Origin of the sequence: Pseudomonas sp. UBA3149 (assembly GCF_002364655.1) — a bacterium.
Taxonomy (GTDB): domain Bacteria; phylum Pseudomonadota; class Gammaproteobacteria; order Pseudomonadales; family Pseudomonadaceae; genus Chryseomonas; species Chryseomonas luteola.
On sequence record NZ_DEYV01000010.1, the window covers coordinates 200,847 to 216,703 of the forward strand.

Sequence of the window (15,857 nt, forward strand, 5' to 3'; positions counted from 1 at the left end):
AGCCCGCCTACTGGCGGGCTTTTTATTACGGCGGAGAAATGCTTGGCTCGCCTGTGCTTGTTTGCCGACTGGACTGGCTTCGCTGCCTTATCCAGAGCACTGCAATCAGAATCAGTGTTGGAATTCCTAATAGGGATGTGATCATGAAGAATGAAACATACCCCACATGCTCAACCATGCTTCCAGAGTATCCACCTAGCAGGCGTGGCAACAAGAGCATAAGCGAGCTTAGAAGCGCATATTGAGTTGCAGAGAAGCGAAGGTTAGTCAGGCTCGACAGATAGGCAATAAAGGCGGAGGACGCTAACCCAGCACTGAAATTATCGCAACAGATTGCAATCACTAGCAGCATGGTGTTAGCGCCTGTTGTAGCAATCAGGGCAAACAGTAAATTAGTCAACGCTGAAGCAAGACCGCCCAGAAAAAGAATCGGAAGAATACTTATCCGTGCTGTTAATACGCCACCCGCCGCTGCGCCAAGCAGGGTCATGACCACCCCAAATACCTTGCTGACGGTGGCAATAGTCTCTTTGCTGTATCCCACATCAATATAAAATACACCCGCCATCACCCCCATAACGGTATCGGATAGGCGATAGGTCGAAATTAGACCCAGCAGCATTAGGGCCTGCCATCGATAGCGCTGTATGAACTCGCTGACCGGTGTCAGAACAGGTCCCATAAGCTTGCGTCCCGAACTGGATAAGCAAAGCGCTGCGATAAGAAGGTACATAAGGCCGCGAGGCCAATAGCCTCCAAAAAAGGATTTGCAGCCACCCGTTACGGCAATACATAACACGATCAATACGATGACCGAGACTGCTTGGTGTGCAAAGTCAAAGCGTGGCACTTCGTCTGCATTACAGGCGGTCTGATGCAGATCCATAGGTTGGCGGACTTTTTCAAGTAAATCCTTGATGGGCTCATAGATCCGACGACCCCAAGGAGATATGCAACCAATAATAAACAGGGCATAGAGCAGTGCGCGTGGCCAGGCAAAATCAATAATTGCGTTGATCATGGCCGGAATGGAAACCAGCATTACCAACACAAGGGTCACAGACAGTAACTGGTGATTAAAGCCGAATCGAGAATCAGCGAGGCCCATGGGAGCGGCCAGCGGAGGTTCTCGAATCAGGAGACTGGTAAGCAGCCCAGGTAATACCAGTAAGGCAAACAGCATATAAGTAGTCGCCCAGGCGGACTGACTATAATTCAGGACACTTGAGCCTAATATTTCAGCCAGGAACAAGGCGCCAGCACTTGCCAGGAGCGAGGCTATTCGGTAACCCGTCATATAACAGGCGGCCAGCGCAGCCTGATGCGAATCTTCGGCAATCTCCAGCCGATAGGCGTCCACAGCGATATCTTGCGTAGCCGAAGCGAACGCTACCATTACTGCCAATGCAATCATGGCGCTCAAGTCATATTGAGGATTACATAAGGCCATGCCCAGTAGTCCGACTCCCACCAATGCCTGTGATAGCACAAGCCAGGAGCGTCGACGGCCCAGACTGCCAATGACCGGCAGGCGCCACTGATCGAGCATGGGCGACCATACCCATTTGAAGGCGTAGGCAAGACCGATCCAGCTGGCATACCCGATGGTTTCACGCGAGACGCCAGCCTCCCTCAACCAGACGGACAGGGTCGAGAAAACCAGCATCGTCGGAAGGCCTGCGGCAAACCCCATCAGCAGCAAGGCCAGACAGGCAGGGGACTTGTACGTGGCGAGGGCTTCTCGCCAGAAGTTTCTGATCATGCGAACCGGTATTTACAAAAACACACACTCTACTCGCAAGCCTGAAGTGGATTCCACCTGTGCCGACGCATGTCCACCCGATCATTGTGAAAAATGATGCCTTCAGCCCGTAATCGCTGTCGTTGCTCGATACCTGAAAGGGAATCGGACGGTAAGCTGATTCGACCATCTGCCCCGATCACTCGATGCCAGGGAAGGGTGGTCCCTTCCGGCAGACGGGAAAGTGTCCGTCCCACCCATCGAGCCGCACGGCCCAGGCCAGCCAGTTCAGCTAACTGACCGTAGCTGACGACCTTTCCAGGCGGTATTTCTGCCATGACGCCGAAAAGCGCTGCCTGGCGAGTCTCGGGTGTGTCTGAATGTTGGAAAAGGGAGTGAGGCATAGGACTGAACTCGACGTATTTCAAAAAACAAGCAAAGAAATGCTGGGCCAGTGGAATTTGCTAATGAAAATCAGTCATATGCGCTTGGCGTGAAAAGGTTGCTCAACCTCACCCGCGATTATTTCTGCTTTCTTAACAAGGGCCGGACAAACATAACCGGTTCATATCTCTACAACGGCGTCTTTTATGTTGTCACGAACTCTCTTTTGCCTTGCCGCTTTTTCAGCCCTTTCCAGTACCGCTTTTGCGGACACGGTATGGCTGAAAAATGGTGACCGCTTGACCGGGACGATCAAGCTTTTAGACAGCAAGAAGCTATTGTTGCAGACCGATTACGGTGGCTCCATTCCCTTGTCCTGGGACAAGGTGGCTACGCTGCAGCGCGATCAGCCCGTGCTGGTGCAGCGTGGTGAATACGAGGAGGATGTCGAGGTCAAGAGCCTCAAGCCTGCCGACCAGGGTCAGGTCATTGTCGAAACGGCAGAGCAGGGCGCGCAGACCGTACCTCTGGCGAGCATCAGCCAGATTGTGCCACCAAAGCCGCTCCTGCATGACTTTACCTGGAAGGGCAACATCGATGCGGCATTGAATTACAAGCGTGCCGACAAGGATACAGACGACTACGACATCGACTTCAAGACCCAGGCTCGGCACGGTATGTGGCGTCACAATGCCCAGGGCAGTTACGACCGTGAAAAGAAGGACGGAGCGGTATCCACGGATAACTGGTCGCTTCAGTACGCGCTGGATCGTTTCTTCAATGAAAAGTTTTTCTGGCAGGGACGGCTGTCCTACGACAGGGACAAAGTTGAAGACATCGCTCGCCAGCGTAACGTTGGTACAGGCCCGGGCTATCAGTTCTGGGATAACGAGCTGGGATCCTTCTCCCTGACAGCGCTGCTGGATCGCGCCGACTATCAATACCGCGATGGTGACAAGGACAGCTTCTACTCCGTGTCAATGAAGTGGGACTACAACCGTTACGTATACGGACAGACGGTTCAGCTATTCACTACTGGTGAAGTAGGACGCCCGCTGGACAATACCGCGGACTTCAGCCTGGATACGGATTTAGGGCTGCGCTACAAGGTCACCAATTGGGCGTCTCTTAACCTGAAGGCGTCAAAGCAGCTAGTCAGCGGGGCCAAGGGAAGTCTCAACGAAACCCAATACAGCGCAGGGATTGGCGTAACGTGGTAACTGCTTGTGCTAGGGCGCCCTTGTGGCGCCTTATCCAGCCAGTAGTCAGCTGACTCCTCATCAATCCATACCTTGTAACACTCCTTTCTATTGCGCAGAAGCCCGTGTCGTCTGGCCTTGAGTGTCTATTGATAGCGTGATTCCACACGCAAGGGTTGAATTAATCCCTGGTCAACGCCACCTTGGAGTTTTGGTAGGTTCGGCCTTGGAGGCCCCAAAGGACACTGCGATGCGCAAATTCCTGTTTCTGTTTTTACTGTTTCCCCTGTTGGAACTGGCAGTCATGATCAAGATTGGCAGTTCCATTGGAGTCGGCTGGACGTTGATCCTGCTGGTCCTGAGTACTCTCATTGGTATTGGCATGCTTCGGGTGGCCGGCTTCACGACGCTTTGGCGGGCTCGTATACGTATTGCCATGGGTGAAGTGCCTGAGAAAGAGATCATGCAGGGACTGACGATGGCCGTCAGCGGCTCCTTGTTTGTCTTGCCCGGCTTTATCAGTGATGTGCTGGCGCTGCTGGTGCTGTTACCCATTACACGCAAGTTGCTGATAGGGTCTGTAATGGCGCGGATCAATGTGCGTGGAGGCGGGCAGACTTATCAGCACAGACCGGGTGATTTTCATCAGAATCATCAGCGCCCCGAGGCCCCTCGCGTGATCGAAGGTGAGTACGAGCGGCGAGATGATAAGAAGCCGTTTAATCACTGAATTAGAAAAATTTTTTTGCTCTGCCCCTTGAAATGATTTTCTACAACCTCATGTAGCGGACACCGTAAGGTTCTTGCCATTGGCAGGCTGAATTCGCACCTTGCATTGCAGGGTGCACCCGGCGAAGCCGGTTAAAACAAAACAGCCGGTGGTCTTCACCGGTAATTGGAAACGCTTACATATTAGGAGATACGACTATGAAGCTTCGTCCTCTGCATGATCGCGTCGTGATCCGTCGCAGCGAAGAAGAAACCAAGACTGCTGGCGGTATCGTGCTGCCGGGCTCGGCTGCCGAAAAGCCGAATCGTGGTGAAGTCGTTGCGGTAGGAACCGGTCGCGTTCTGGATAACGGCGAAGTTCGCGCTCCAGCTGTAAAGGTTGGCGACAAAGTAGTATTTGGTCCCTATTCCGGCAGCAACGCCATCAAGGTTGATGGCGAAGAACTGCTGATCATGGCTGAGTCCGAGATCCTGGCTGTACTGGAAGGCTGATTGCCGATCCCTGTTTCCACCGAATTCGTTTAGAGGAAAAAGAACATGGCTGCTAAAGAAGTCAAATTCGGCGACTCCGCCCGCAAGAAAATGCTGGTCGGCGTAAACGTTCTGGCTGACGCTGTAAAGGCAACACTGGGCCCGAAAGGTCGTAACGTTGTTCTGGACAAGAGCTTTGGCGCTCCGACCATCACCAAAGATGGCGTTTCCGTTGCCAAAGAAATCGAGCTGAAAGACAAGTTCGAAAACATGGGTGCTCAGCTGGTCAAGGACGTTGCGTCCAAGGCTAACGATGCAGCTGGTGACGGTACTACCACTGCTACCGTTCTGGCTCAGTCCATCGTGAACGAAGGCCTGAAGGCTGTTGCTGCCGGCATGAACCCAATGGATCTGAAGCGCGGCATCGACAAGGCAACCATCGCCATCGTTGCTCAGCTTAAGGAACTGTCCAAGCCTTGCGCCGATTTCCGTGCCATCGCTCAGGTAGGTACCATTTCCGCCAACTCCGACGAATCCATCGGCAGCATCATTGCTGAAGCCATGGAAAAAGTAGGCAAGGAAGGCGTGATCACTGTTGAAGAAGGTTCCGGCCTGGAAAACGAACTGTCTGTCGTAGAAGGCATGCAGTTTGACCGTGGCTACCTGTCTCCTTATTTCATCAACAAGCCGGACACCATGTCCGCCGAGCTGGACAACCCGCTGCTGCTGTTGGTTGACAAGAAGATCTCCAACATTCGCGAAATGCTGCCGGTGCTGGAATCCGTTGCCAAGGCTGGCCGTCCGCTGCTGATCGTTGCTGAAGACGTTGAAGGCGAAGCGCTGGCTACTCTGGTCGTCAACAACATGCGTGGCATCGTCAAGGTTGCTGCTGTCAAGGCGCCTGGCTTCGGTGATCGCCGCAAAGCCATGCTGCAGGATATTGCCATCCTGACTGGCGGCACTGTGATCTCTGAAGAAGTAGGCCTGAGCCTGGAAAGCACCACTCTGGAGCACCTGGGTCAAGCCAAGCGCGTTGTTATCAACAAGGAAAACACCACTGTTATCGACGGTGCTGGCGTTCAGGTTGATATCGAAGCTCGCGTCAAGCAGATCCGTGCTCAGATCGAAGAGACTTCTTCCGATTACGACCGTGAAAAACTGCAAGAGCGTCTGGCCAAGCTGGCTGGCGGTGTTGCCGTGATCAAGGTAGGTGCGGCAACTGAAGTTGAAATGAAAGAGAAGAAGGCGCGCGTTGAAGACGCCCTGCACGCAACTCGTGCAGCCGTTGAAGAAGGCGTGGTGCCTGGCGGTGGCGTAGCCCTGGTTCGTTCCCTGCAGGCCATCGAAGGTCTGAAAGGCGACAACGAAGATCAGAACGTAGGTATCGCTCTGCTGCGTCGTGCTGTTGAAGCACCTCTGCGCCAGATCGTTGCCAACGCGGGTGGCGAGCCAAGCGTCGTGGTTGACAAGGTCAAGGCCGGTGAAGGCAACTACGGCTTCAACGCTGCGACCGGCGAATACGGCGACATGATCGAGATGGGTATTCTTGACCCCGCTAAAGTGACTCGTAGCGCCCTGCAGGCTGCTGCCTCTATTGGCGGCCTGATGGTAACTACCGAAGCCATGGTTGCTGATATCCCAGAAGACAAGGCTGCTCCGGCAATGCCTGACATGGGCGGCATGGGCGGTATGGGCGGCATGATGTAAGCCACCCAGCTACCTAGCTGAAAAAGCCCGGCCTAATGGTCGGGCTTTTTTATGGGCAATACTTAAAGCGCAGACGGGGCGGGAGCAGTCTTTTCTGGTGAAGTGGTCGGGCGGTAAAGCATTAATCGGTAAAAAGCCAGACACACCAACCAATCAAAAAGTGCCGTCCATATGTTATGGGAAAGAAAGTGAGCCCCTTGCATCATCCTTCCGATGGAAAAGATGCAGCCCAGCGCGAAGGCCGCAGCTAATGCGCCGCGTGCCAGCCGTGCACGGCGATCGCGCAAAAAGAAATAGAATGCAAACAAGGTAAAACCACTGGAAGCATGGCCGCCGGGCCAGCACAGATTGTTCTTGTTGGTCGCAGGGCGCTCTGACAATAACGGGGAGTAAACCTGGTCACCGCCATATTGAACCAGACTCCAAGGGCAGGGGACGTCGGTCAGCTTTTTCAGTGGCATGACAAGCGCTGTACACGTACCCATTGCAAGCACCAAGTATCCCAACGACTTGCGCCAAGGTTTCAGAGGTGTCCAGAAAAAGCTCAGGATCGAGCCTGCAATGGCAATAATACCGATCAGGATAACCAGCTGTTTGGCCCGATCATGCAGAACATCCTCAAGAAAGGCACTGTGTCGCCCAATAAACCCTGTGCCTGGATCATAGAATGCATCGGCCAGTGCAAAGTCGAGGCGTGTGGGCTCAACACTCAATAAAAGAATCATTACTGCCAAAGGCAGACCCAGAGCCCAGAAAAAGTTGAGCGGGCGAGAGTAAGCAGAAGCGTTCATGGGTATCCTAGAAGGAGAGAGGCAATTGTTTACAGGGAAGGCAGTTTCTATCTGAGCAGATGAAACAGGGCGCTCCTGTACAGTGCGCTGTGCCTTGTCGTGCCCAAGTGAATGGGTAGTGAAAAAAATGTTAAACAGGCCTGCTGCGACCGCGCGAGGTTATGAGGTGAGTTCATGCGTATTCTGGTGGTTGAAGATAACCGCGATATCTTGAGTAATCTGATGGATTACTTGAGTCTCAAGGGATATACAGTCGACTGTGCCCAGGATGGGCTCTCAGGCCTGCACTTGGCGGCAACCGAGCATTATGATCTGTTGATTCTCGATATCATGTTGCCGGGAATCGATGGGTACACGTTATGCCAGCGCTTGCGTGAGGATGCCCGGCGCGATACTCCGGTTATCATGCTAACGGCGCGAGATCAGTTGGATGACCGTCTCAAGGGGTTTCGCTCTGGCGCAGACGATTACCTGATCAAGCCTTTCGCCTTGTCGGAGTTGGCTGCTCGGATCGAAGCGGTGATGCGCAGGACGCGTGGAGGAGGCAGGCGGCAGCTCCAGGTGGCTGATCTTGTTTATGATCTCGACACGCTGGAAGTTAGCCGTGGGGGTAAATCGCTCAAGCTAAATCCCATCGGTCTCAAGCTGCTTGCGGCGCTCATGCAAAAAAGTCCGCATGTGATTCGGCGAGAAGTCCTGGAAGAGACGCTTTGGGGAGATGACTGCCCTGACAGCGATAGTCTGCGCAGTCATATTCACCAGCTCCGCCAAGTTATAGACAAACCCTTTGAAACGTCCTTGCTCCATACGGTACATGGTGTGGGCTACCGCCTGACGAACGATAGCAATGGAGTATAAGCAGAGCCTTTTACGCCGGATCATCATTGCATTTGTGCTGATGACCGTAGTGGTGGGTGGCCTGTTCTCCTTTGGTATTGTCGAGGTCGTACACCTGGTTGAAGAACAGCTGATCTCCGAAGACATGAGCAACGAGCTGAATCGCATGTTGCGACGAGACATGCGAAACGGTGGTCAGCCGGTACTGGATCCAGGCATGAAGCTCTACTACGCGCCGGAAAATGAGCCACAGTCATTGCCGCCGGATTTGGTGGGGCTCAAGCAGGGCTTCAGTGAGGTTAAGGAGGGCGGTCGGTACTACTATGCCTGGGTTCGGTTCCAGGATGGGCGGCACTACATCCTTTTGCAGGATCAAAGTGATTTTGAGCGACGGGAAAAGGCTCTTTACCGGGTCGTGCTCAAGGGGTTTTTGCTCAGTGTGGCGTTGTCAGGCCTTCTCGGCTGGTTGCTGGCACGCCGAGTCATTGCTCCGGTCAGTCGTCTGGCTCGTCAGGTTCGGCATCGTGACCAGATGCTGCTGATGGCTCCCCCGTTGGCTCCGGATTATGCCAATGATGAAGTAGGGGAATTGGCAGCGGCGTTTGACGATGCATTAGGTCAGTTGCGTGATGCGCTTACCCGAGAGCAGTTGTTCACCAGTGATGTGAGCCATGAGTTGCGAACACCACTGATGGTAATTGCCACATCATGTGAGTTGCTGGCCGAGGATCCAGGTCTTGGTCCTAGAGGTAAGGCGCAGCTACAGCGAATGGTGAGCGCTACTGAGGAAATGCGGGATCTGGTGCAAACCTTTCTCCAGTTGGCCAGGGCACAGCGCGACGGGGCGGTCATTGCGCCTCGCAGTTCGCTCAGAACGATTGCCGATGAGCTGGTGCTGCAGTGGCAGGGAGCAATCGAGGCCAAGGGGCTAACCTTGAGGTATGAACCTGGGGGTTATGAACATCAGCAGACCTACAACGCCCCATTCCTGCGGTCTGTCATGAGTAATCTGCTGCGTAACGCACTTCATTACACGGATGCGGGCGAAATTCGCCTGACGTTGGAGGAGGCTGCTTTTACGGTGGAAGACACGGGCAGCGGCATTCCTGAAGCTCAACATGATGAGGTCTTCAAGCCCTTTGTACGAGGTAGTGCAAGACGTGGCGAGGGGTTAGGGCTTGGCCTCTCACTGGTCCATCGTATCTGCCAGTTGCAGGGATGGAAGGTTGCATTGACTAATCGTCAGCCAAACGGCTGCTGTTTCCGGGTTGAGTTGGCATTGCCAGAAAGCGGCAAAAACGATTGACGTAATTTTCACATGACCTTGACCCTGATTTAACGGTGCGCTCCATAAGGTGGCTTCATCTGACTTATGGAGTGCCGCCATGAAATCCACGATTGAGCTTCCCTTCTCCGAGAAATATGACCGCGCGCATGCCGAGCAGTACTTCAAGAAACACCAGGATGGCATGGCTCGCCGCTTGTCTCATTGGCGAGATGAGCAACTTGCCCGCCGCGCCCTGAGGTTGGCGGGACAGCCCAATTTAGTCCTGGATCTACCATGCGGCGCCGGTCGTTTCTGGCCGCTACTCGCGGAAAAACAGAATCGGGTCATTATTGGTGCTGATAACTCAGCGGATATGTTGGCCGTCGCATGTGCCTCCCAGCCCAAAGAAGTAGTTCAGCGTGTGCGTACTTTGCAAACATCCGCTTTTGCTATCGATCTTCCTGATAACGCAGTGGACAGCATTTTCTGCATGCGCCTAGTGCACCACATTGCTGATAGCGCAGACCGCTTGGAAATGTTCAAGGAATTCAATCGTGTAACACGCGATACAGTCATTCTGTCATTATGGGTGGACGGTAATTTCAAGGCATGGCGCCGCAAGCAGCTAGAAGCCAAGCGGCAGCTCCGCAACAAAAGTACGGGTTATCAAAATCGCATTGTTCTAAATGCCGAGCAGGTCGAGCACGAATTCGTACAGGCTGGTTTCAAAGTCGAAAAGCATCTTGATTTCTTGCCGCATTACTCAATGTGGCGTGTTTATGTTTTAAGAAAGGTTTGATTATGTCCGATATGTCTTTCCCACTGGGTACAACGTCGTCCAAGGGTACAGAGCGTTCCTTTGAAAACTGGTGGGGCATGTCGGGAGAGTGGGTCGAGGCGCCTAACGAGCGGCGGGGTGGAGAAAGCGGCGTCCAACGTATCCAGATCAATGACGGTACCATTGCCTATGCCAAACGTCAGGTAGGGCATATCTATCGGAGTCTGCGTCATCCGTTTGGGCGGCCAACAGCCCTGCGTGAGCGAGATGCCTTGACCTCTATCGCCGCGCTGGGCGTGGGCGTACCGGAGCTCTTGTTTTGCGAGGCTCGACGGGATGAGCAAGGCTGGCGTGCGCTGCTGGTAAGTGCCGAACTCGATGGGTATATCTCGCTGGAAGACTGGTACGCCAGCGGTGCCCAGACGCGGTATGACCAGGCGACCCGCGATATATTCCTGAAACAACTCGGCGCTATGCTGGCTCGGCTGCATAAGGCGCGCTGGCAGCATGGTTGCCTGTATGACAAGCATGTGTTCTTGCGCGTTCGTGAAACACTAGGCGAGGTTGAGTTCGATGTTGCATTACTGGATCTCGAAAAATGCCGCCGTCGTTTCTCAGCGCGTCGTGCCGCTCGGCGGGATCTTCTGCAACTTAAGCGCCATTCGTCGCTCAGTCATGCGGACTGGCGGACCTTGGTCTACGGTTACCAAGCAGTATTTGGCAGGGTCATCAAAGGGTTGCAGCCATGAACTTAACAATCACAAGAACTTTGCTTTTAGTGGGTGCCCTCGGCGTTACAACAGTGGCGTTTTCGGCTTGGCACGAGCCGGGTGCAACGGTAGTCCAAGGGCATGAAGGAATCTCCTATTGCCAGACTCCGGCCAACGCACGAATGGTTAAAGCGGTTCCGTCCGATGAAAACCTCATGCTGTTCTTGTATGGGATGACCCAGCGCGCGGCAGGCGCTCATTGATATTTAACGCTGCGAAGTACGGGAAAAGGGTTTTTATTCATTCAGAGCTCGGGCATGCTGTGGATGTTTGATTTGATTACCTCGAGCGAAACCTATGGCTGATGGTATTTTTTCCCGGTGCAGCGTTCAAAGCCTTCTGGATACGGACTTTTATAAGCTCACTATGATGCAGGCTGTCCTGCATAACTATCCCAATGCGGAAGTCGAGTGGGCATTTAAATGCCGAAACAATGAAGATCTTCGACCCTACGAGGCCGAGATTCGCGCCGAGATCGAACGGCTTGCCGATATCAGTATCAGTGATGAGCAGTTGGCGTTCCTCGAGCGTATCCCTTTCATCAAGCCCGACTTTATCCGCTTTCTTCGCCTGTTCCGCTTCAATCCGCGCTATGTGCATATTGGTGTTGAGAACGGTGCGTTCAGCCTGCGCCTGCGAGGCCCGTGGCTGCATCTGATCCTTTTTGAAGTGCCGATCCTTGCGTTGATAAGCGAGGTGCGCAACCGCAATCGCTACCCTGAGCAGACCTTGGAGCAAGCCCGTGAGCAGCTCTATCGTAAATTTGAGTGGCTGAAGCAGGAAGCCAGTCCGGCCGAGTTGGCCGATTTCAAAATGGCGGATTTCGGGACGCGCAGACGCTTCTCGTTTCCGGTTCAGGAGATGGTGGTCAAGGCGCTGCGAGATGATTTTCCCGGGCGTTTCGTAGGGACCAGCAACGTGCATCTGGCCCTTAGCCTGGGCGTAACCCCCCTGGGTACCATGGCGCATGAGTGGTTCATGGCACACCAGCAACTAGGGCCAAGACTGATCGACAGTCAGATCGCTGCACTGGACTGCTGGGTGCGTGAATATCGTGGGCTTTTGGGTATTGCCCTGACCGACACTGTGACCATGGATGCCTTCCTTCGCGATTTCGATCTGTATTTTGCGAAGCTGTTCGACGGCCTGCGCCACGACTCTGGTGATCCACTGACATGGGCCGAAAAAGCGATCAGGCATTACGAAAGCCTGGGCATCGACCCGATGAACAAGACCTTAGTGTTCTCCGACTCGTTAAACTTAGAAAAGGCGCTGAATCTTTACCGTGCCTTGAAGGGCCGAATCAAGGTGAGCTTTGGTATAGGCACCAACTTCACGTGTGATTTGCCGGGCGTTGCGCCAATGAATATTGTGCTCAAAATGACATCCTGCAATGGTCAGCCCGTCGCCAAGATCTCTGATGTGCCTGGCAAAACCCAAAGTGAAGATCAGGATTTTGTTTATTACCTGAAGCACGTTTTTCGGGTTGCTTCCTGAGTGAAAGGCTTGATGGGTACGCAGTACCCATCAATGCAACAGTAAATGGTTATCCCACAGGCCGGAAGGCAGTTCGAGTGGCTTCATCACGATCTGTGTCTGTCTGCAGTCATAATGGCGGCAGCGGCCCTGACCTGAAGTCACGACAAACCCGCTTGCCGCTGCGCCTACGCCTGCACAATCTGGTAGAGGTGCGTCCAGCCGCAGCATGCCACTGTCCAGGTCCCAGATAAAAAAACGATTGCCTCGAGGGGCTGTCAGGGCAACCAGTCTCAATTCGTCATGTACTGCTACGCTTGCCGTGTATTGGACCATGGATTGACGCTGCGTCTCTGCCACCGGAAAGGCTTTGAAGGCTTCTCCGGGACGCTTGATTCCGAGCATGGCGGCTGCGTCGGTGGCTGCGCCCATATATTGCTGACAGGCCAGAATGGTGCCGTCCTTTGCAATGGCCAAGTGGCGAACGCTGTTCATCTGCAGGTCCAACGTCTCCTTGGAAAGGAGCTCACCTGAGCGGCTCATCAAGACCAGGCTGGGTTCCATGGCATCCAGGTTCATTTCTACCCGGCTTTCAGCCTCGGTGCGAATTCCCCCGTTGGCAACAACAAACGTCTCTCCATCCGGCATCCATGCTACTTCATGGGGGCCCAGACCATGGGTGCTTAGCTCATGGGAGCGAATCAGGGCTCCATCACTGAAGCGATAGGCACTTAGCAGGCCACGGCCAGGGTCCGTCGTGTCGTTCTCGGTAGCGTAGAACCACGTGCCTTCTGCGTGGAAAACCCCGTGCCCATAGAAATGACGATTTGCAGGCGAGTCGAGCGTCTGGACAAGTTTTCCATCGCGCAGGTCGATTACATAGCTCTGCGTACCTGGGCGGCGAGCCACGAAGACAGCAAAGGGCTCGCTGGGGTGCGTGACGATGGCATGGCATCGTTGCGTAACCTCGGTAACGAAAACAGGCTTGCCGTTGAGGCGATAGCCCACGGCAAAGTGGCGGCCATCTACATCGTCGCGGGCAGAAAGCAGCAAGGGTTCCTGGGACCCTGACGTAAACGTCCAGCGACCCAGGCGTTGCAGGTTATGGAACAGACTACTCAACAGAGTGGACATGACGGATACCCAATGTCGTTACTCAATCACCATCGTTGGCGTTGAACCCTAACTGGATGCCAAGGGCCTTGGCCAGCTCGCCTTCATGCAGACGATGTACGGTATTGAGGCTGTCATAAAAGGCGTTCAGTTTGGCGACGCCCGCCTCGTTACTGAGCCAGGACTTCAGCGGCTGTTGTTGCAGCTCTGCCAGCTGTTTGCTGCTCTCGGCATAAGCGGTATCGATTTTATCAGCCAAGGGTTTTTGTTCCTTGGGCAACAATGCACGTAGTCCTTTACCGTCTACGCCATTCCACAGCGCCTGAGCGCCAGCAAGGCTCGCGGCAATACTGAGAAGCGACGATTCGCTACGCCAGGCTTCAGCCTGGTATGGCTGTGGAATACCTTTGCTTTGTCTACCCAGCGGAACGCCCAGCTTTTTCTTCAGGCTGTCTAGCGCTGTGACCTGTACCCGCAAAAGGTCGGCAATAGCTTCCTGAGCATCGGCATAGCGTTGATTCGGAAACTTGGAGAGCTGCGCCAGCATGCCATCCGTTTCCTTCCAGCGGGTAAGGATACGCTGTGCCAGCTCCTGCTGGTGCTCGGCAATGGCTGTCAGAAGCGGACAGTAGCGTGCCCTCTGTTCTGCATTAGCCAGTTCGATATTGCTGTCGAACAGAATGTATTCATACGCTGTCAGTCCCTGGACGACAACGCTGGCTTTGTCCAAGGTGGCCTTATCAACCTGAGGATTACTCTTGAGCAGCTGTTCCACCTGGCGGGCGACCAGGTTTTTCTTGTCGGGGTAGAACTGCACTTGCCAAGCCGTATTATTTTCGGCCAGCGGGCCGATCAACAATGGTTGCAGTTCGGCCCAGGCCTTTTGTGCGTTGAAAAAGGCTTCACGAGCCTTGCCAAGCTCTTCCTTGCCGGAGCAGAAGGCTACAGCGCTGCTCGCCAATGCCCGATCGGTCTCCACCCAGCGAGCGTATGCCGGTAGCAGGACCTGCTCGGCCAGGGCGGCGCTGGTCTGGGCCTGTTGATTCTGTGGCGAGCAGGCACCGAGTGCCAGGGCAAGCCCGGTTAGCAAAAGCCGAGGGCGGAACATGCAACGCTCCTTATAGCGAATTCAGAAACTCAAGCAGGGCAGCACGCTCTTCGGCGTTGAGCCCCAATACGTTTTGCTTGGCCGCCTCGGCTTCTCCGCCATGCCAGAGAATGGCTTCAAGCAGGTTGCGAGCACGACCATCATGTAAAAATTGCGTATGACCACTGACTTTTTGTGTCAGGCCTATTCCCCACAAGGGGGGAGTACGCCACTCACGACCACTGGCCAGAAATTCGGAGCGATTGTCGGCGAGTCCTTCGCCCATGTCATGCAATAAAAGATCGCTGTAGGGGTGAATGGTCTGATTGGCCAGTTCAGGGGCCGTAGCGTTGGCAGCCGTCTGGAAGGTGGGTATGTGACAGGCAGGACATCCCGATGCGTAAAACAGGGTCTTGCCTTGCAGCACGGATGGTTTGTCGACTCCACGTCTGACGGGAACTGCAAGGTTGCGCGTATAAAAGAGCACCATGCGGCGAATATTGTCGCTGACTTCCGGATCTCCCCCATTGGGTGCCTGCTTGCAGGCTGTCTGAGCCTCTGTGCAATCGTCATTGGGGATCAGGCTGGTCGTCAGACCCATGTCGCCGGAAAACGCCGTGGCGTTCTGTTGGTCAAGTGTGGGCTGGCCTGCCTTCCAGCCGAAGCGGCCAAGCATGCTCTTCTGTTCAGCAAAGCTCCAGACCCAGTTGGCTCGTCCAGAAATGCCATCCCTGTTGTCATCATTGGGGTCGGCATTCTTGAGGATGTCACTTTCCGATATGGCTTCCAGAAGGCCCAGACCAATCATGGGTGGCGCTACACGCGCAGAGAACTGGGCTTGTGGATGAAACGGACCGTACCCGAGATTTTCTATGCGCAGCGTAGGCTTTCGCAGGGTGATGACGGTGCCATCCTTAAATGTGACCGGTACGTCCGCGTAATCGAACCTGATCTTGCCCTCTGGCGGTACGCCAGGAATGGCATTGTCCTGTAGCTGTCCGCCATAGGTGGGTTCGGGTACAACGCCCAGTCTTTTCAGGGTCTCCTGATCCTGCGGTCCGCCGGGTATGGATAGTCTGACCAACATGGTGAAGGCGTTGGTTGCGTGTGGGCCCGGGGGATGACCACGTCCGTCGCTCAGGTGGCAGCTCTGACAGGCGTTGATATTGAACAATGGACCTAGACCATCTCGCGCTGTTGTGGAGGAGGGCGCGATGACCCAGGGATTGCGAAAAAAACTGTTACCTACGCTGAAATCCAGACGCTGGGCGGGCGTCAGGTTGTTGGAGGGAAACGAAAAGGCATTGGCGCTCTGGTCATTGACGCTGGTTGTACCCGCCGACAAGGCCTCGCCCGGTTCTGCGTGGGTAAAGTGCGGTGAGTCATCACAGGCACTGAGGAACGAGACGAGAAGCGCCAGGGGGGCCAAACGAAGGGGAGCTAGTGTCATCAGAGCCAAACGGTATCGTTAAATGATCGACCTGAACGTATCGAAGCCACGGCAGGT

The 15,857-nt window shown here is 54.4% G+C and carries 15 protein-coding genes; 9 read left to right on the forward strand and 6 right to left on the reverse strand.

The window, feature by feature from the left end:
- Positions 1-25 precede the first annotated feature (25 nt).
- Positions 26-1,762, reverse strand: coding sequence for an AmpG family muropeptide MFS transporter (locus B3729_RS06880; protein WP_286787467.1), 1,737 nt, complete (start codon positions 1,760-1,762; stop codon positions 26-28).
- A 29-nt stretch (positions 1,763-1,791) separates the two neighbouring features.
- Positions 1,792-2,145 (reverse strand): MGMT family protein, encoded by a 354-nt coding sequence (locus B3729_RS06885; RefSeq protein ID WP_074824768.1) that lies wholly within the window; start codon positions 2,143-2,145, stop codon positions 1,792-1,794.
- 186 nt (positions 2,146-2,331) lie between these two features.
- On the opposite strand from B3729_RS06885, the gene B3729_RS06890 reads away from it, so the two are divergent.
- The 4 genes from B3729_RS06890 to groL all read left to right on the forward strand — a co-directional run bounded on the left by B3729_RS06890 (position 2,332) and on the right by groL (position 6,231).
- Entirely contained in the window at positions 2,332-3,345 is a 1,014-nt protein-coding gene (locus B3729_RS06890) for a DUF481 domain-containing protein (RefSeq protein ID WP_286787468.1), read from the forward strand.
- A 229-nt stretch (positions 3,346-3,574) separates the two neighbouring features.
- The gene (locus B3729_RS06895) at positions 3,575-4,054 is read left to right on the forward strand and encodes an FxsA family protein (protein WP_010795295.1); all 480 of its coding nucleotides are present in this window, start codon (positions 3,575-3,577) and stop codon (positions 4,052-4,054) included.
- A gap of 197 nt (positions 4,055-4,251) precedes the next feature.
- Positions 4,252-4,545, forward strand: a complete 294-nt coding sequence (locus B3729_RS06900; RefSeq protein WP_010795294.1) for a co-chaperone GroES — start codon at positions 4,252-4,254, stop codon at positions 4,543-4,545.
- A gap of 45 nt (positions 4,546-4,590) precedes the next feature.
- Positions 4,591-6,231, forward strand: a complete 1,641-nt coding sequence (groL, locus tag B3729_RS06905; RefSeq protein ID WP_010795293.1) for a chaperonin GroEL — start codon at positions 4,591-4,593, stop codon at positions 6,229-6,231.
- A gap of 62 nt (positions 6,232-6,293) precedes the next feature.
- Here the strand turns inward: groL and B3729_RS06910 are convergent, their stop codons facing one another.
- Entirely contained in the window at positions 6,294-7,022 is a 729-nt protein-coding gene (locus tag B3729_RS06910; RefSeq protein WP_010795292.1) for a phosphatase PAP2 family protein, read from the reverse strand.
- Between the two features lie 174 nt (positions 7,023-7,196).
- Here B3729_RS06910 and B3729_RS06915 point away from each other — a divergent pair, with 174 nt between their 5' ends.
- The 5 genes from B3729_RS06915 (at position 7,197) to pncB (ending at position 12,171) form a co-directional block, all read left to right on the forward strand.
- Positions 7,197-7,880: a response regulator transcription factor gene (locus tag B3729_RS06915; protein ID WP_010795291.1), complete on the forward strand. Its 684-nt coding sequence runs from the start codon at positions 7,197-7,199 to the stop codon at positions 7,878-7,880.
- A complete protein-coding gene (locus B3729_RS06920) occupies positions 7,870-9,165 on the forward strand; it encodes a sensor histidine kinase (protein WP_010795290.1) in 1,296 nt (431 codons plus the stop codon). The genes B3729_RS06915 and B3729_RS06920 overlap by 11 nt, the downstream gene beginning before the upstream one ends.
- Before the next feature lie 79 nt (positions 9,166-9,244).
- Positions 9,245-9,925: a class I SAM-dependent methyltransferase gene (locus B3729_RS06925; protein WP_010795289.1), complete on the forward strand. Its 681-nt coding sequence runs from the start codon at positions 9,245-9,247 to the stop codon at positions 9,923-9,925.
- 2 nt (positions 9,926-9,927) lie between these two features.
- Positions 9,928-10,653 carry a lipopolysaccharide kinase InaA family protein gene (locus tag B3729_RS06930; RefSeq protein WP_286787469.1) on the forward strand — a complete coding sequence of 242 codons (726 nt, stop codon included), beginning with the start codon at positions 9,928-9,930 and terminating at the stop codon, positions 10,651-10,653.
- Positions 10,654-10,971: 318 nt separating this feature from the next.
- A complete protein-coding gene (gene pncB / locus B3729_RS06935) occupies positions 10,972-12,171 on the forward strand; it encodes a nicotinate phosphoribosyltransferase (protein ID WP_010795286.1) in 1,200 nt (399 codons plus the stop codon).
- A gap of 30 nt (positions 12,172-12,201) precedes the next feature.
- Here the strand turns inward: pncB and B3729_RS06940 are convergent, their stop codons facing one another.
- The 3 genes from B3729_RS06940 to B3729_RS06950 are packed head-to-tail and all read right to left on the reverse strand — an operon-like array spanning position 12,202 to position 15,800.
- Entirely contained in the window at positions 12,202-13,284 is a 1,083-nt protein-coding gene (locus B3729_RS06940) for a DUF1513 domain-containing protein (protein ID WP_010795285.1), read from the reverse strand.
- A gap of 22 nt (positions 13,285-13,306) precedes the next feature.
- A complete protein-coding gene (locus tag B3729_RS06945) occupies positions 13,307-14,371 on the reverse strand; it encodes an imelysin family protein (protein ID WP_010795284.1) in 1,065 nt (354 codons plus the stop codon).
- 10 nt (positions 14,372-14,381) lie between these two features.
- Positions 14,382-15,800: a di-heme oxidoredictase family protein gene (locus B3729_RS06950; protein ID WP_286787470.1), complete on the reverse strand. Its 1,419-nt coding sequence runs from the start codon at positions 15,798-15,800 to the stop codon at positions 14,382-14,384.
- Positions 15,801-15,857 lie beyond the last annotated feature (57 nt).

Bases quoted from the DNA above. Each gene is read 5' to 3' on its own strand.
- B3729_RS06880 (WP_286787467.1), bottom strand. From the start codon at position 1,762: ATGATCAGAAACTTCTGGCGAGAAGCCCTCGCCACGTACAAGTCCCCT.
- B3729_RS06885 (WP_074824768.1), bottom strand. From the start codon at position 2,145: ATGCCTCACTCCCTTTTCCAACATTCAGACACACCCGAGACTCGCCAG.
- B3729_RS06890 (WP_286787468.1), top strand. From the start codon at position 2,332: ATGTTGTCACGAACTCTCTTTTGCCTTGCCGCTTTTTCAGCCCTTTCC.
- B3729_RS06895 (WP_010795295.1), top strand. From the start codon at position 3,575: ATGCGCAAATTCCTGTTTCTGTTTTTACTGTTTCCCCTGTTGGAACTG.
- B3729_RS06900 (WP_010795294.1), top strand. From the start codon at position 4,252: ATGAAGCTTCGTCCTCTGCATGATCGCGTCGTGATCCGTCGCAGCGAA.
- groL (WP_010795293.1), top strand. From the start codon at position 4,591: ATGGCTGCTAAAGAAGTCAAATTCGGCGACTCCGCCCGCAAGAAAATG.
- B3729_RS06910 (WP_010795292.1), bottom strand. From the start codon at position 7,022: ATGAACGCTTCTGCTTACTCTCGCCCGCTCAACTTTTTCTGGGCTCTG.
- B3729_RS06915 (WP_010795291.1), top strand. From the start codon at position 7,197: ATGCGTATTCTGGTGGTTGAAGATAACCGCGATATCTTGAGTAATCTG.
- B3729_RS06920 (WP_010795290.1), top strand. From the start codon at position 7,870: ATGGAGTATAAGCAGAGCCTTTTACGCCGGATCATCATTGCATTTGTG.
- B3729_RS06925 (WP_010795289.1), top strand. From the start codon at position 9,245: ATGAAATCCACGATTGAGCTTCCCTTCTCCGAGAAATATGACCGCGCG.
- B3729_RS06930 (WP_286787469.1), top strand. From the start codon at position 9,928: ATGTCCGATATGTCTTTCCCACTGGGTACAACGTCGTCCAAGGGTACA.
- pncB (WP_010795286.1), top strand. From the start codon at position 10,972: ATGGCTGATGGTATTTTTTCCCGGTGCAGCGTTCAAAGCCTTCTGGAT.
- B3729_RS06940 (WP_010795285.1), bottom strand. From the start codon at position 13,284: ATGTCCACTCTGTTGAGTAGTCTGTTCCATAACCTGCAACGCCTGGGT.
- B3729_RS06945 (WP_010795284.1), bottom strand. From the start codon at position 14,371: ATGTTCCGCCCTCGGCTTTTGCTAACCGGGCTTGCCCTGGCACTCGGT.
- B3729_RS06950 (WP_286787470.1), bottom strand. From the start codon at position 15,800: ATGACACTAGCTCCCCTTCGTTTGGCCCCCCTGGCGCTTCTCGTCTCG.